Origin of the sequence: Streptomyces sp. NPDC056061 (genome assembly GCF_042266885.1) — a bacterium.
Classification (GTDB): Bacteria; Actinomycetota; Actinomycetes; order Streptomycetales; family Streptomycetaceae; genus Streptomyces.
In genome coordinates, this window is the sequence record NZ_JBHJWQ010000047.1 from 21157 (window position 1) to 36918 (window position 15762).

General features: G+C 72.1%; 13 protein-coding genes. 7 read left to right on the top strand and 6 right to left on the bottom strand.

The genetic code is table 11. The features are described 5' to 3' along the window. Nucleotides 1-75: 75 nt before the first annotated feature. A complete protein-coding gene (locus ACFC79_RS35670; RefSeq protein WP_376249087.1) occupies nt 76-552 on the bottom strand; it encodes a hypothetical protein in 477 nt (158 codons plus the stop codon). 413 nt (nt 553-965) lie between these two features. On the opposite strand from ACFC79_RS35670, the gene ACFC79_RS35675 reads away from it, so the two are divergent. The 4 genes from ACFC79_RS35675 to ACFC79_RS35690 are packed head-to-tail and all read left to right on the top strand — an operon-like array spanning nt 966 to nt 5282. After that, nucleotides 966-3824 carry a nitrate- and nitrite sensing domain-containing protein gene (locus tag ACFC79_RS35675; RefSeq protein WP_376249089.1) on the top strand — a complete coding sequence of 953 codons (2859 nt, stop codon included), beginning with the start codon at nt 966-968 and terminating at the stop codon, nt 3822-3824. Continuing rightward, on the top strand, nt 3821-4264 hold the full coding sequence (locus ACFC79_RS35680; protein ID WP_376249091.1) for a roadblock/LC7 domain-containing protein: 444 nt from the start codon (nt 3821-3823) through the stop codon (nt 4262-4264). The genes ACFC79_RS35675 and ACFC79_RS35680 overlap by 4 nt, the downstream gene beginning before the upstream one ends. 9 nt (nt 4265-4273) lie before the next feature. Then, complete coding sequence (locus ACFC79_RS35685) at nt 4274-4696, top strand: DUF742 domain-containing protein (protein WP_376249092.1); 423 nt, start codon at nt 4274-4276, stop codon at nt 4694-4696. After that, entirely contained in the window at nt 4677-5282 is a 606-nt protein-coding gene (locus ACFC79_RS35690) for an ATP/GTP-binding protein (RefSeq protein ID WP_376249094.1), read from the top strand. Before ACFC79_RS35685 ends, ACFC79_RS35690 begins: the two co-directional genes overlap by 20 nt. A 217-nt stretch (nt 5283-5499) precedes the next feature. Here the strand turns inward: ACFC79_RS35690 and ACFC79_RS35695 are convergent, their stop codons facing one another. Then, nucleotides 5500-5853 carry an Mpo1-like protein gene (locus tag ACFC79_RS35695; protein WP_376249096.1) on the bottom strand — a complete coding sequence of 118 codons (354 nt, stop codon included), beginning with the start codon at nt 5851-5853 and terminating at the stop codon, nt 5500-5502. 106 nt (nt 5854-5959) lie between these two features. Continuing rightward, a complete protein-coding gene (locus ACFC79_RS35700; RefSeq protein WP_376249098.1) occupies nt 5960-6778 on the bottom strand; it encodes a M15 family metallopeptidase in 819 nt (272 codons plus the stop codon). Between the two features lie 57 nt (nt 6779-6835). On the opposite strand from ACFC79_RS35700, the gene ACFC79_RS35705 reads away from it, so the two are divergent. After that, nucleotides 6836-7369, top strand: a complete 534-nt coding sequence (locus ACFC79_RS35705) for an NUDIX domain-containing protein (RefSeq protein WP_376249099.1) — start codon at nt 6836-6838, stop codon at nt 7367-7369. Between the two features lie 132 nt (nt 7370-7501). Here ACFC79_RS35705 and ACFC79_RS35710 read toward each other — a convergent pair whose 3' ends face one another. After that, nucleotides 7502-9853 (bottom strand): glycoside hydrolase family 31 protein, encoded by a 2352-nt coding sequence (locus ACFC79_RS35710; protein WP_376249101.1) that lies wholly within the window; start codon nt 9851-9853, stop codon nt 7502-7504. Between the two features lie 217 nt (nt 9854-10070). Between ACFC79_RS35710 and ACFC79_RS35715 the strand changes: the two genes are divergently transcribed. Beyond that, the gene (locus tag ACFC79_RS35715; protein WP_376249103.1) at nt 10071-12047 is read left to right on the top strand and encodes an acetoacetate--CoA ligase; all 1977 of its coding nucleotides are present in this window, start codon (nt 10071-10073) and stop codon (nt 12045-12047) included. 40 nt (nt 12048-12087) lie between these two features. Continuing rightward, nucleotides 12088-13077, top strand: a complete 990-nt coding sequence (locus tag ACFC79_RS35720; RefSeq protein WP_376249104.1) for a hypothetical protein — start codon at nt 12088-12090, stop codon at nt 13075-13077. Between the two features lie 66 nt (nt 13078-13143). Here the strand turns inward: ACFC79_RS35720 and ptsP are convergent, their stop codons facing one another. Together ptsP and ACFC79_RS35730 are read right to left on the bottom strand one after the other, a co-directional pair. Next, nucleotides 13144-14814, bottom strand: a complete 1671-nt coding sequence (gene ptsP, locus ACFC79_RS35725; protein WP_376249105.1) for a phosphoenolpyruvate--protein phosphotransferase — start codon at nt 14812-14814, stop codon at nt 13144-13146. A gap of 76 nt (nt 14815-14890) precedes the next feature. Continuing rightward, the gene (locus ACFC79_RS35730) at nt 14891-15340 is read right to left on the bottom strand and encodes a PTS glucose transporter subunit IIA (RefSeq protein WP_376249107.1); all 450 of its coding nucleotides are present in this window, start codon (nt 15338-15340) and stop codon (nt 14891-14893) included. Between the last annotated feature and the right edge of the window lie 422 nt (nt 15341-15762).

The window sequence follows — 15762 nt, forward strand, 5'->3', positions numbered from 1 at the left end:
TCCGTCCGGCCCCGAGCGCCCCGGACGGAGGCGGCGGGCGGTTCCGTTCCGGCGCCCGGACGGTCCGCGGGCCGCTCAGGCCCGTGAGAGGCTGCTGCCCGTACCCCGCCGGCGTATTCGGGCCTCGGCCCGCCGCGCCGACCGTGCGGCCCGTCGCGCCCTGCGTCGCTCGCGGCGCAACTGCCGTGCGGAGCTGCTCGGCGAGGACACCACACCGTTGCGCTGGTTCCAGACCTGACGAGTGATCCAGACGTCCAGCACCGCCCAGGTCGCGACCACCGTGCTGCCCACACTGCTCAGCACCATGGGGAAGGCCAGCCAGGACTCCGCGAGGGTGCACAGGAACGCCACCACTGCCTGGATGATCGTCAGCGACATGATGATCACGGCACGCACGGCGGCCGTACGGACCGGGTCCGGCATCCGCCAACGGGCGGCGGGCTCCTCCACCCACAGCTGACGGCGTGGGCCCCGCTCCCCGCGGGCGGCGGTCGATGCCGCCGTCGCGATGCGTGCCGACGGCATCCGGCCCCGGCGTTCTTCCGTGTCCAAGGACTCTCAACTCCCCACCGCTGTCCGACTTCAGGGTTGCTGCCCGGCGTGTGCCGTCGCTACGCGGCCGGATCGGACCGTCCTGCCGCGTGTGCTCCCCGTGTTCCCCGTGCTTCCCCTGCCCCGTACAGACAGACGAGTGAACGAATGGGAAGATTCCCCCGATCACACGTCCAGCGAAGAGTTCCGGCCAACTGCCCTGGCGAACAGTGTGCGGCGCTGACGGGTCTCTTCTGTCGTTTTCGCGAAATTCGTTGCCCGGAATACCCGGACAACTCGTGATCATAGCTGGAGAGTGCGGCCGAAAAACGTCCCACACATCTCTTCGAGTTGTCTGTTCGCCAGTAGTAGGCTCTCGCCGTTTGTTGACGTAACACGACCCCTCGCCCCGTGGGGTCGGGCTGGGGGAGGCCGTGCGCTTTCGCGGGAAGTCCATCCGCAGGAAGATCGTGGCGCTGCTGCTGGTGCCACTCGTCTCCCTCACCGGACTCTGGGGATTCGCGACCTACCTGACCGGGCGTGAGGCCCGCCACCTGATGCGGGCGAGTTCCGTCGTCGAGAAGGTCGGTCATCCGCTGGAGGAGGCAGTCCGCGCCCTTCAGGACGAGCGCCGTCAGACTCTGGTCCTCCTCGCCGATCCGAGAGCCTCCGACGCGGCGCCGCTGCTGCTGCGCCAACGTGCTGCCGCCGACCGTGTCCTGTCGGACGTCAGGGCCGGCGCACAGCACGAGGACGTCCGCGAGGCGCTGCGGTCCGACGACGCATCCCGGCTGAACTCCTTACTCGGCGCCGTCGAGGGCCTCGGAGCACTTCGTGACTCGGTCGACAGACGCACCATCGACCGTCCGCGGGCGATGCAGTTCTACAACCGCCTCATCGATCCCTGCTACCGCTTTCTGACCGGTCTCCGCACGATGGAGAACGTGTCGATGGACAAGCAGGTCCGCGCCCTGGCCGGCATCTCGCGCGCCCGCGAGATGTTCGCCCGCGAGGATGCCCTGGTCGCCTCGTCGCTCATCGCCGGACGACTCACCGCCGCCGAACTGCGGCAGGTCTCCGACCTCGTCGCGCAGCGCACCCTGCTCTACGAGATCAACGGCGAGATGCTTCCGTCGGCGGAACGCCAACGCCTGGAGCGCTACTGGTCGAGTCCGGACAGCGAAGCGCTGCGGACCACGGAGAACGCCCTGGTCGACGCCGGACCCACCGAGGACCCCCGCGCGGTCGACGCGGAGCGCTGGCAGCAGGTGGCCCAGCCGGTCCTGAAACGACTCGCCGACGACTCCACCGAGATGAACGACCGCTTCCAGGACCGCGGCAAGCCCGCCGGCTACAGCGTCCTGGTCAAGGCCGGGGTGGCGGGCGTCCTCGGCTTCCTGGCCCTGCTCGGCTCGGTGTTCGTCTCGGTACGCATCGGCCGTGAACTCATCCGCGACCTCTCCCGGCTCCGCAAGGACGCCCACGAGGTCTCGGGCATCCGACTGCCGAGCGTGATGCGCAGGCTCGCCGCCGGGGAGCAGATCGACGTCGAGACCGAGGCACCGCGCCTCCAGTACGAACAGGACGAGATCGGCCAGGTCGGCCAGGCACTCAACACCCTGCAACGCGCCGCCGTCGAGGCCGCCGTCAAGCAGGCGGACATGCGGCGCGGCGTGTCCGAGGTCTTCGTGAACCTCGCCCGCCGCAACCAGGTGCTCCTGCACCGGCAGTTGACGCTCCTGGACGCCATGGAGCGCCGCACCGAGAACACCGACGAACTCGCGGACCTGTTCCGCCTCGACCACCTGACCACGCGCATGCGACGCCACGCGGAGGGCCTGGTGATCCTCTCCGGCGCCGCCCCGTCCCGCCAGTGGCGCAAGCCGATCCAGTTGATGGACGTGGTGCGGGCGGCGGTCGCCGAGGTCGAGGACTACGAGCGGATCGAGGTCCGCCGACTGCCCCGCATCGGGGTGGGCGGCGCCGCCGTCGCCGACCTCACCCATCTGATCGCCGAACTCCTGGAGAACGCCACGGTGTTCTCGCCCCCGCACACCGCCGTCCAGGTGCTGGGGGAACGGGTCTCCAACGGATTCATCCTCGAGATCCACGACCGCGGCCTCGGCATGGCCCCCGACGCCCTGCTCGACGCCAACCTGCGACTCGCCGAGACCCCCGAGTTCGAGCTCTCCGACACCGACCGGCTCGGCCTCTTCGTCGTCAGCCGCCTCGCCCAGCGGCAGAACGTCCGGGTCTCGCTGCAGACCTCCCCGTACGGGGGCACGACCGCGGTCGTCTTCATCCCGGCGGCTCTGCTCACCGACGCCCCGGAGACGCACGGCACCGGCTTCCGCCTCGACCGGCGGTCCGAGAAGGCGATCGGCGGCCCCAAGGCCGCCGGCCGGACGCCGGGCGAGGGCAGGGGGCCGGGGGAGTCCGCGTCGGACCGCCGGGCCGCCGGCCGGGCCCCGGGCCTCGCCCCCGTGCCCACCGGCATCGTGGACCCGGTCCTCCTGGACGGGCCGGTCGAGCTCGAAGGCCCGGTGGGGACGATGGACTTCGGTACCGATCCGCTGCTCGAACCCCTGTTGGGCGGCGCCGCCGATCTCGACGGGGCCGAGAGCGAGCGCGGCGGCATCTTCCGCGCCCGCGACCTGCGGCGCGACGGCGACCGCGAACAGCACCAGCAGGCGTCCGACCCGCCGCGGGACCCCACGGGCGGCGTGCGGGCGATGCGCCCCGCCGGGCCGGTGCCACTGCCCCGCCGCAAACCGCCGACCCTGGTCGCCGAGAACGGCCGTCGTGTCGACGCGGAGGGACGAGCCCACCCGGCCGCCGTCGAGCGCGGCCCCGCGCGCCGCCCCGCCGACGCGGACGGCCCGGTCGCCGAGGCCACGAGCACACCGCCCGCCACCGGCGAGCCCACCGAACCCCGGCAGCCCACCGGCTTCCGGAAACCCACCGAGCCCGCCACGCCCGCAGGTCCGCCCTCACCCGCCGAGCCCGTGCCGCCGACGGCTCCGAGTCCGCCCCGCGAGACGGTGGGCGGTCTGCCCCGGCGCATCCGGCAGGCCAGCCTCGTCCCACAGCTCCGCGAGGTCACCGGCGGCCGCGATGCCGATTCGGCCCGCGGCGGACCGGACCAGGACGTCGAACGCGACGCGGACGAGGTGCGCAGCCGCATGGCCTCGCTCCAGCGCGGCTGGCAGCGCGGTCGTCGGCAGAACGCCGAGGACGTGACCGGGCCCGGTGACACAGCACAAGGAACCACTCCCGGAGGGGACGGTCGATGACCGCACCGAACGCCGCAGCAACCCACGCCGAACGCCGGGGCTCCGGCCAGCTCAACTGGCTCCTCGACGAACTCGTCGAACGCGTCGCCAGCATTCGCAAGGCGCTGGTGCTCTCCAGCGACGGCCTCGCCACCGGCACGTCGGCGGAACTGACCCGCGAGGACAGCGAACACCTGGCGGCCGTGGCCTCCGGCTTCCACAGCCTCGCCAAGGGCGTCGGACACCACTTCGACGCGGGCAGGGTCCGCCAGACCGTCGTCGAACTCGACGAGGCGTTCCTCTTCGTCACCGCGGCGGGCGACGGCAGCTGTCTCGCCGTGCTGGCCGACGCCGACTCCGATGTCGGTCTGGTGGCGTACGAGATGACGCTGATGGTCAAGCGCGTCGGAGCACACCTGGCCAACGCGCCCCGGACGACCGGTCAGACCGCCGGGGGGTGAGCGGACGGCATGAGCGCTGACTCCTCCACACCACCGGTACCGCACACGGACCCGCAGGCATCCCACTGGTACGACGCGGACGCGGGGCCCGTGGTCCGTCCGTACGCGATGACCCGGGGCCGCACCAGCAGCGCCTCGCGCCATCGGCTCGACCTGATCGCGGTCGTCGTCCCCGAACCCGCGGCAGCCGACCCCGGCCGGGACCAGACGCTCTCGCCGGAACATGTGGAGATCGTCGAACTCTGCAGTGCCATGCCCCAGTCGATCGCCGAGCTCTCGGCCGGCCTGGACCTTCCCGTGGGAGTGGTCCGTGTCCTGGTCGGCGACCTCGTCGAGGACGAGCTCGTGCACGTGACCCGTCCCGTTCCGCCGGCCGAGCTGCCGGACGTGAGCATTCTTCGCGAGGTGATCAATGGCCTTCGGGCGCTCTAGCCGCAGCAAGCGGCCCGTTGATCCCGTTACCCTGAAAATCCTGGTGGCGGGCGGCTTCGGTGTGGGCAAGACGACCATGGTCGGCGCGGTCAGCGAGATCAGACCGCTGCGCACGGAGGAGAGGCTCAGCGAGGCGGGCCGTCCGGTGGACGACGTGGCGGGCGTGGAAACGAAGACGACCACCACCGTGGCCATGGACTTCGGACGGATCACGCTCCGTGAGGACCTCGTGCTGTACCTCTTCGGCACCCCCGGGCAGGATCGCTTCTGGTTCCTCTGGGACGAACTGGCCCAGGGTGCGCTGGGCGCCGTGGTGCTCGCGGACACCAGGCGGCTGGAGGACTGCTTCGCGGCGGTCGACTACTTCGAGCGGCGGAGGATTCCGTTCGTCGTCGCCGTCAACTGCTTCGAGGGCACCGACCGCTTCCCCACCGAGACGGTGCAGGCGGCGCTGGACCTCGACCCCGAGGTGCCGGTGCTCATGTGCGACGCGCGCGACCGATCCTCCACGCGCGACGTCCTGGTGACGGTCGTCGAACACGCGGTGGACCGGGTCGAGCACCGCCACGAGCCCGCGAAGACGTAGCGGACGCCCTGCTCGGCCGCAGCGCCCGCGGGGCGGCCCGTGCCCCCGCCGGACGGGACACGGGCCGGGCACCGCCGCCGGCCGGGAAAACGGACGCTTCTTCGGGCGCGATACGCCGTCGGGGCCGGTGACGGCGCTCACGGCCGGCACGGGCGCGTCCACCGGACGTGGTGGCGGGCGGCGTCCGGTGCACCGGGAGGGGAGGACCGCCGGTCCGTCACGGACGGGGGTTGTCGGCGAGCCACGACGCCGCGATCCGCGCCAGTTCCCCGTCGCGGCCGGCCAGCATCATCCGGATCATCTGCACATCGCCCCGCAACGACCAGGCGGGATGGCCGAAGGTGGCCGGGTTGTTCTTCTCGATCAGGAAATGAGCGGGCCACGCGGTCCCGTAGCCGATCAGCGGCAGGGCCGCCGCGTACCGCTTGCGCCCCCGCGCCAGGCCGTAGGCCGTGACCGCGAGACCGGTGAGGGTACCCGTCAGATGGACCCAGCGCGTCGCCGCCCTGGAATGCATGGCTACGTAGTAGGGCCAGAATTCCTCGTACGAATCGAACGTCTGTTGTGGCATAGGGGGCACGGTAATCGTTCGGGCGGCAACCGGAAACGGCCGCGGCGCGCCGGGGGACGAGAAACGGCGGTCGGGGCCCGCGGGGGAGACCCCGGCCGTTCTTCCGCTACGCGTGTCCGTGTCCCGCCACCGAACTCCGGGCGACCGGGAAGTCGAAGTAGGTGTCCGGGAACGGCTCCGCGGCGAAGGTGTAGTGCCACCACTCCTCGGCCAGGTTCACGAAGCCCGCCTCGACGAGCGTCTTTCTGAGGAACTGCCGATTCGCCCGCTGCTCGCCCCGGATGCGCGGGTCGTCGGTGTGGGCGAGCGTGTCGAAGCAGTCGAATCCCGTGCCCATGTCCACGGAGTCGTCCGGGAAACGTTCGCTCGGTGGTGCGTAGCAGGGCACGAGATCCCGGCCCGGTTCGTGGCGACCGGGCGGCGCCGCGGGCAGCTCGACCAGCGTCAGGTCCACCGTGCTGCCGCGGCTGTGTCCGGACTTCTCCGCGATGTAGCCGTCCGCGAACAGCCGGGACTTGTCGACCCGTGGATAGAACTCCCCCTTCATGGCCTGGTCGTCGAGGTCCTTCGCCCAGCGCACGAAGTGGTCGACCGCCCGCTGCGGCCGGTAGCAGTCGTACACCTTCAGCGAGAGGCCCCGGCGCAGCAGCCGGGTCTGCGCACGGTGCAGGGCCCGCGCCGCGGGCCGGGTGAGGATGCAGAGCGGTTGCCGGTAGCCGTCCACCGGAACGCCCATGAAGTTGTGCGCGGTGGGGTAGCGCATTTCCTCGATGATGGTCGGATCCACCGAACGCAGCGCGACGAATTCCCCGGGGGCCTTCGGCCCGTGTGCCGCCCGCGCCTCGGGGGCGGTGACGGTCGTGGCGAGGAGGACGGAGGCGGCGGTGGCCACCAGGACGCGGAGAGCGGAAGCCATTCCTGTCATGGCCACATAATCCAGGAGCGGGGGAGAGGACGGCGGACGATCGGATACAGTCCGCGCGTGTCCGTGTTCACGAACAGCCCCGAGAAGCCGGTCAAGGACTCCCACTGCGGCAGCTGCGGAGAACCGTACGCCGACTCGGACGCCTGGCCGCGCACCTGCGCCGCCTGCGGCGACAGGGCCTACCGCAACCCCCTGCCGGTCGCCGTGGCCCTGCTCCCCGTCACCGACCGGGACGGCACCGGCCTCGTCGTCATCACCCGCACCATCCGCCCCCGGCTCGGCGGCATCGCGCTCCCCGGCGGTTTCATCGACCACGACGAGGACTGGAAACACGCCGTGGCGCGGGAACTCCGCGAGGAGACCGGCATCGAGGCGGAACGGCGCGACGTCCGGCTTGCCGATGCCCTCAGCGACCCGGAGGGCCACCTGCTCCTCTTCGGGCTCCTTCCGGAACGCCCGGTGTCCTCCCTCCCGCCCTCCGTGCCGACCGACGAGACCGCGGGCTTCCACGTGCTCCGGGCCCCGGCCGAACTCGCCTTCCCGCTCCACACCCTCGCCGCCCGCTCCTGGTTCGAGGGCCGCTACCGCTGACCCGTCCGGACCGTCCCCGCCCGCTCGACCCCCGCCCCGTTCCCGACCCGCCGGGCCCCGGCCCGGCGTCCGTACCCGCGTCCGCGCACCGGACGGCTCCCCGACGCACCGCCGCCGGTGCGCGGACGGGCGTCACAGCCCACGCACGCGCACCGGGCGGCCCACCGGCCCCGCCACGCCCTCCCGTTCCACCACGACCCTCCCGTCCACCAGGCGCGTCGAATAGCGCTCCACCTCCGCCCGCGCCCGGCCGTCACCCGTGTCCAGGACCACCAGCCCGCCCCCGCCCCGCCCCGCGGCCGGAGCCCAGACCTCCAGCTCCACATCCCCGCCCGCCCCCCGCACGGGCAGGACCGATCCCGCTCGTGCCAGCACCGGCACCCGCGACAACGGGGCGTCCAGCAGCACCTGCCCCGGCCCCTCGAACACCTCGCCCGTCGCCGTGTCGTACCACCGGCCCCGCGGCAACCGCACAGCCCGGCGATCCGCACCGTGCTCCAGCACCGGCGCCACCAACAGCGCGTCCCCCAGCAGGAACGCGTCCTCGCACGCCCGCAACGCCCGGTCCCCGGGAGCGCCCCACCACAACGGCCGCACATACGGCGCACCGGTCAGCGCCGCCGACTGTGCCAGCGTCTCGAAGTACGGGCGCAGCCGCTCCCGCTCCTCCATCGCCGCCCGCGCGTACTCCAGCGCCCGGGACCCGAACTCCCACGGCTCCCGCCGGCCCGCGTCCATCGCCGCATGCGTCCGGAACAGCGGCAGATACGCGCCCAGCTGGAACCACCGCACATACAGCTCGGGCGAGGGCGACCCGTCGAACCCGCCCACGTCCGGCCCGGAGTACGGAACCCCGCACAGCCCGAGCCCCAGGACCAGCGCCAACGAGGCCCGCAGCCCCGGCCACCCCGTCCCCACGTCACCCGACCAGGTCCCCCCGTAGCGCTGCATCCCCGCCCAGCCCGAACGCGAGAACAGGAACGGCCGCTCCTCGGGCCGCAGTCGCCGAAGCCCTTCGTACCCGGCACGTGCCATGGCGAGGCCGTACACGTTGTGGGCCTCGCGGTGATCGCCCCCGCGGCCCTCCAGACAGTGCCGGGCCGACCGCGGCAGCGTCGGATCCCCGAACGCGGCGAACGACACCGGCTCGTTCATGTCGTGCCACACCCCGGAGAACCCCTGCGCGAGGCGTTCCTCGTAGAGCCCGCCCCACCACTCCCGCACCCGCGGATCGGTGAAGTCCGGATAGACGCACTCGCCCGGCCACACCTCCCCGCGCACCACCCGCCCCCGCGCGTCCCGCACGAACGCCCCGCGGTCACCGACCGCCGCACCCGCGTCGAACACCGCGTACCCGGGCTCCGCCTTCACCGCGGGATCGACGATCGACACCAGCCGCACCCCCTGCTCGCGCAGCTCCCTCGCCAGACCCGGCAGATCCGGGAACCGCCCGCGGTCCACGGTGAATGCGCGGTTCCCGTCGAAATGATCGATGTCCAGATGCACCGCGGACAGCGGCAGCCCCCGCTCCCGGTACCCGGCCACGATCCGCCGCACCTCCCGCTCGCTGCCGAACCCCCAACGGGCGTGCTGCGCCCCCAGCGCCCACGACGGCGGCAGCGCCGGCGCACCCGTGAGCGCCGTCCAGCCCTGCAGCACCCTGGCCGGCGTGCCCGCCACCGCCCAGCACCGCAGCGGCCCGCCGTCCATCCGCACCTCGCACGTCCCCGGGCGGTCGTGGCCGGACCCCGCACCCTCCTCGCCCTCGCGCAGCGTCACCCGCCCCGACCAGCTGTTGTCGTGGAACACCAGATGAGTTCCCGCGTCGGCGACCACCAGCTGCACCGGCATCGTCAGGTACAGCGGATCGTCCGCCGGCCCGAAACGCCCACCGGGATCGGTGTTCCACAGGCGATACACGCCGTCCCGCAGCCGCGGCCCGGACGCCCGCCCACCGAGACCGAAGAACCGGGCATCCGCCGGCACCTCGGAACGCTGCACCCACCGGGCGTCCCCGCCCGCGACCGGCTCCCACCAGCGCGGCGGCAGTTCCCGCCGGAGCACCACACCGCCCGGAGTACGCAGTTCGACGGCCCCGTGCCGGGACACCGCGAACGTCAGCCGCTCCGAGACCACCTGCCAGCCGCCCTCCTTGTCCGGCTCCAGCGCGGCCCGCGGATCCGCCTCGGGCACCGTGCCGGCCAGCGCGTACGACGGCAGCGGATCGGCCCCGTCCCAGCTCCAGAACACCGCGCCGCCCACCGCGACCCGCACCCGCAGCACCGAACGCGCGAACCGCACCACGCCCCCGCCCGGCCCCGGCTCCGCCTCCACCAAGGGGCCCGGGACCCGCGCCCGCTCCGCACCGCGGCGCGGCAGCGCCCGTGCATCCGCGCCCCGACGGCGCAGGGCCGACCGCACCGTGCGCAGCCCCCGTACCGAACCGAACATTCTCACCGAGCGCACCAGGTCACGAGCTTCCATGCCGCTCACCCTGCCATCCGAGCAGCCGGGTGCGGGTTCCGTTCAACTTCCGTTCACCCGTGGCCGGACCACATATACGGACACGAGGCCATGGGCGGCCGACCCTGGTGCGAAAGACGATCACGTGGCATCGTCCGTGAGAGCCGCCGCACGCGCACACTCCGGCACGTGCGCGCGCCACGCCCACCCCGCGTACGCAGAGCCAGGGAGCCGCCCCATGACCGCAGCAGCCGACGAAACCCCCCTCTGGCAGCCCGGCCCCGACCGCGTCGCGGCCGCTGCCGTCACCCGCTTCCAGAACTGGGCGGCAGGGCAGTACGGAGCACCGGCCGAAGGCGGCTACCAGGCGCTGCACCGCTGGTCCGTCGAGGAACTCGACACCTTCTGGAAGGCCGTGGCCGACTGGTTCGACGTACGCTTCTCCACCCCGTACACATCCGTCCTCGGCGACCGCACCATGCCCGGCGCCCAGTGGTTCCCCGGCGCCACCCTCAACTACGCGGAGCACGCCCTGCGCACCGCCGAGGACCCCCTGCGTGTGGACGCGCCCGCGCTGCTCCACGTCGACGAGACCCACACCCAGGCCGCGACCTCCTGGTCCGCTCTCCGCCGCCGGGTCGGATCGCTCGCCGCCGAACTCCGTGCCCTCGGCGTCCGGCCCGGCGACCGGGTCAGCGCCTACCTCCCCAACATCCCCGAGGCCGTCGTGGCCTTCCTCGCCACCGCCGCCGTCGGCGCCGTCTGGACCTCCTGCGCCCCCGACTTCGGCGCCCGCAGCGTCCTCGACCGCTTCCAGCAGGTCGAACCCGTCGTCCTGTTCGCCGTCGACGGCTACCGCTACGGCGGCAAGCAGCACCACCGCGCCGACACCGTCGCCGAACTGCGCCGCGAACTCCCCACCCTGCGTGCCGTCGTCCACATCCCGCTGCTGGGCACGGACGCTCCCGAGGGAGCCCTCGACTGGTCCGCCCTCACCTCCGCGGACACCGAGCCGGTCTTCGAGCCGGTGCCCTTCGACCACCCGCTGTGGGTGCTCTACTCCTCCGGCACCACCGGACTGCCGAAGGCCATCGTCCAGTCCCAGGGCGGCATCCTGCTGGAGCACTTCAAGCAGATCGGCCTGCACTGCGACCTCGGTCCCGACGACCGGCTCTTCTGGTACACCTCCACCGGCTGGATGATGTGGAACTTCCTCGTCTCCGGCCTGCTCACCGGGACCACGCTGGTCCTGTACGACGGCAGCCCCGGATTCCCGGACATCAGCGCCCAGTGGCGGGTCGCCGAACAGACCGGGGCAACCCTGTTCGGTACCTCGGCCGCCTACGTCATGGCCTGCCGCAAGGCCGACATCCACCCGGGCCGCGACCTCGACCTCTCCCGCGTCCAGTGCGTCGCCACCACCGGCTCGCCGCTCCCGCCCGACGGATTCCGGTGGCTGCACGACGAGGTCCGCGACGACCTGTGGATCGCCTCCGTCAGTGGCGGAACCGACGTGTGCAGCTGCTTCGCCGGAGCGGTCCCCACCCTCCCGGTGCACATCGGCGAACTCCAGGCGCCGTGCCTCGGCACGGATCTCCGGTCCTGGGACCCCGCCGGCGAACCGCTCATCGGCGAGGTCGGCGAACTCGTCGTCACCTCGCCCATGCCCTCCATGCCGATCCGCTTCTGGAACGACCCGGACGGCAGCCGCTACCACGACAGCTACTTCGACATGTACCCCGGCGTCTGGCGCCACGGGGACTGGATCACCCTCACCGAACGTGGCTCGGTCGTCATCCACGGCCGCTCCGACTCCACCCTCAACCGCCAGGGCGTCCGAATGGGCTCCGCCGACATCTACGAGGCAGTCGAACGGCTCCCCGAGATCCGCGAATCGCTCGTGATCGGCCTCGAAGAACCCGACGGCGGGTACTGGATGCCGCTCTTCGTCCACCTCGCCGAGGGCGCACGGCTCGACGACGCGCTGCGCGACAGCATCAAGCGCACCATCCGCGAGAACCTCTCCCCGCGCCACGTCCCGGACGAGGTCATCGAGGTCCCCGGCATTCCGCACACCCTCACCGGCAAGCGCATCGAGGTTCCGGTCAAGCGCCTCCTCCAGGGCACGGCCCTGGCCAAGGCGGTCAACCCAGGCTCGATCGACAACCTCGAACTCCTCCACTTCTACGAGGACCTCGCCCGCCGACGTCGCTGAGCGCCACGTTGTCAGTACCCCTGATTACGCTGAGTGAGCAATGTTCGTCAGCGCACTGGGGGACCACATGGCGTACCGCAGGAAGACCCGGCACACCGAACACGACGCACACACCAGGACCGCCGAGTCCGTCCGGCCCCGGGGCCGCGGCCGGGCCGGCACGTCCATGCGACGCATGCTGCGCCGCGAAGCCCCCAGCACCATCGGCCTGCTGGCCGACGAACGGGACTTCGCGGCGATGCGGCACTACCGCACCTTCACGTTCGACGACCACGCCGTCTACCTCCAGCAGGTCGAGCACCTGCTCAAGTCCCTCGCCGCGCAGGGGATGCACACCAGGGTCGCGCTCTTCGACCCCGAGGAGTACGCGGAGTTCTGCTCCGAATCCGCGATCGCCCCCGACGACCCCGCGAGCCGCAGCCGCTTCACCGCCGAGATCGCCTCGGCCGGTGCCACCGTCGCGTACACCGGCCAGCCCATCGCCGATCTGATCCCGCTCCTCGTCGACCGAGCCGTGCGCCGGGCCACCTGGGAGTACGCCACGATGACCCTGGCCGGCCTCGGCGAGTGCGCGGACTGCGGCCAGGACATCGGCCGCGCCGCCTTCGACCGGGCCTCGCATCTGCTGCTGCGGGTACTGGAGACGGCAGGCCCGGGCACGCATCACCTCGTCTGCTCCACCCCCGCCGACAACGAGCACCTGTTCGCCGTGCTCCACACCGAACGCGACTCCGCGGGTCCCGTCCGGCTCGCGTCGGCGGAAGGGGCCGAGTTCGTCACGGTGCTCGCCGTCGGCGTCGCCCTGGAGAAGCCCGGCGGGGTCGTACTCCGAACGAGCAGTTCCGGCGCCCCGGACCGGGTCCACGGCTGGCGGCTGGAACGCGGGAGCCTGGTCCCGCTCAGCGCGGGCGAGGTCTTCAGCGCCTACTGCACCGACGCCGACACCGGCGAACCCGTCGCCCCGGAGCCACGGGTGGAGTACTGCGCGGGGTTCGACCTGGGCGCGGACGAACCGGAGGACCACCACTGAGACACCGAAGGGGCTCCCCGCCACCACCGGGCGGGGAGCCCCAGTCCTTCCGTGCGGGCCGCAGGACTACTCGCCCGACAGCACCGCCTGGGCGGCCGCCCGCGCCTCATCCGCCGAGTCCGCCGCACGCGCGGCGGCGGCGGCGCGCTCGCACTGCGCGAGCGTGTGCTTCGCCAGTGCGGCGCGCACGTAGGGGATCGACGCGGCCCCCATCGACAACGACGTCACACCCAGCCCCGTCAGGACACAGGCGAGCAGCGGATCGGAGGCGGCCTCACCACACACCCCGCAGCTCTTGCCCTCGGCCCGGGCCGCAGCCGCCGACAGCGCCACCAGATCGAGCAGTGCCGGCTGCCAGGGGTCCTGGAGCCGGGACACCGCGCCCACCTGACGGTCGGCGGCGAAGGTGTACTGCGCGAGGTCATTGGTGCCCAGCGAGAGGAACTCCACCTCCTGCAGGATCGAACGCGCCCGCAGGGCGGCGGACGGAATCTCCACCATCGCCCCGAACTTCGCCCCCAGCCCCGCCTCGCGGCAGGCATCGGCGAACGCCTTCGCGTCCGCCCGGTCCGCCACCATCGGGGCCATGACCTCCAGGTGGACGGGCAGGCCCTCGGCAGCCTTCGCCAGCGCGGTCAACTGGGTCCGCAGCACCTCGGGGTGGTCCAGCAGGCTCCGCAGCCCGCGCACACCCAGGGCCGGGTTCGGCTCGTCCGCCGGAGTGAGGAAGGCGAGCGGCTTGTCGGCGCCGGCATCCAGCACCCGCACCACGACCCGGCCCTCGGGAAACGCCTCCAGCACCGCCCGGTAGGCCGCGACCTGCTTCTCCTGCGACGGCGCCCGCTCACTGTCGTCCAGGAACAGGAACTCGGTGCGGAACAGCCCCACGCCCTCCGCACCGGCCTCCACCGCCGCAGGCACGTCTCCGGGCCCACCGACGTTGGCGAGCAGCGGCACCTTGTGACCGTCGGAGGTCGCACCGGGGCCCGTCGAGGCGGACAGCGCGGCCTTGCGCGCGGCAGCGGCGCTCTCCATCTCGGCGCGCTTCTCCGCACTGGGCTCGACGAAGATCTCCCCGGTGCTGCCGTCCACCGCCACGACGATGCCCTCGGCGATTTCACCGGCACCGGGGAGAGCCACCACGGCCGGCACACCGAGCGCCCGGGCCAGAATCGCACTGTGGCTCGTCGGCCCGCCCTCCTCGGTCACGAAGCCGAGCACCAGGGCGGGGTCGAGCAGCGCCGTGTCCGCGGGCGCCAGGTCCCGCGCGATCAGTACGTACGGCCGGTCGCTGTCCGGCACACCGGGCATCGGGACGCCGAGCAGACGGGCCACGATCCGGTTGCGCACGTCGTCGAGGTCGGCGACCCGCCCCGCAAGGTACTCACCGGCGTTGGCGAGCAGCGCGCGATAGGCGGCGAACGCGTCGTAGACACCACGCTCCGCGGTGCTTCCGACGGCGATACGACGCTCCACGTCGGCGATCAGCTCGGGGTCCTGCGCCATCATGGCCTGGGCCTCCAGCACATGCTGTGCCTCGCCCCCGGCCAGATTGCCGCGTGCGATCAGGTCGGCCGCGACAGCTTCCACCGCCTGGCGGGCGCGCCCCTGTTCGCGCCCCGCCTCCTCGGCCGGAATCTGCTTGGCCGGCGGTTCGAGCACCGCCGTACCCATGTGACGCACTTCGCCGATCGCTACCCCGTGGCTCACGCCGACGCCTCGCAGCGTTGTCTCCATGTCACCCGTCTCCGGTTGGGCGGTGGTCCCTGCCTCCGCGTTGGATATCCAGTCGGCTGTCACTGCGCCGAGCCCGTCAGCGCCAGCCGAACAGCGTGTCGCCGACCTTCAGGTCGCCGCTCTCGCGGACGTCGGAGAGGGACTCGGCGGTGGCCTCCAACGCCACGACCGGACATACGGGGGACTTGCCCGCCGCCTCGACGCCCGCCGGGTCCCAGCGCACGATGGCCTGGCCGCGCGTCACCGTGTCGCCCTTGTTCACGAGCAGTTCGAAGCCCTCGCCGTTGAGCTGAACGGTGTCGATGCCGAGATGAACGAGTACGCCGTGCCCCTCCGAGGCCACGACGACGAACGCGTGCGGGTGGAGGGAGACGACGATTCCGTCGACCGGCGCCACGGCCTCGGACGGCTCGCGCACGGGATCGACGGCGGTTCCGGGTCCCACCATCGCACCGGAGAAGACCGGGTCGGGTACTGCGGCGAGTCCGATGGCACGTCCGGCAAGAGGAGACGTCACGGTGGTCATGGGGAACCTCCCAGGGGCGGAGCTTGAAGGGCGCCGTCAGTGCGTGCGGACGACGGCGTGCTGCTCAGCAGCGTAAGTCATGAGAAGTTCCGGTTCCGCCCGAGTACTACCGGTTCGCGACATGGGGATCGTGCCGAAAACGATTTGCCTCGACCCCGGGTCACCTGTAAGGTCGTGCCCCTGCCTTGCCCGATGCGAATCGGTTTCGAACCGGCACCGCCCAGGGATCGGCAGCAACTCTCCAAGCCAAGACTTCATCTTGATTCGGCATTCGCATGTCTGCGGAAGGCTGGTCAAGCAAAAAGAAAAGGCCTGATAGAGTCGGACTCGCCGGAAAGGGAAACGCGAAAGCGTGGAACTGGAAAGCGGCCCCGCTTCGGCCGGGGATCGGACACTGAAAAGGGTCTGATAGAGTCGGAAAC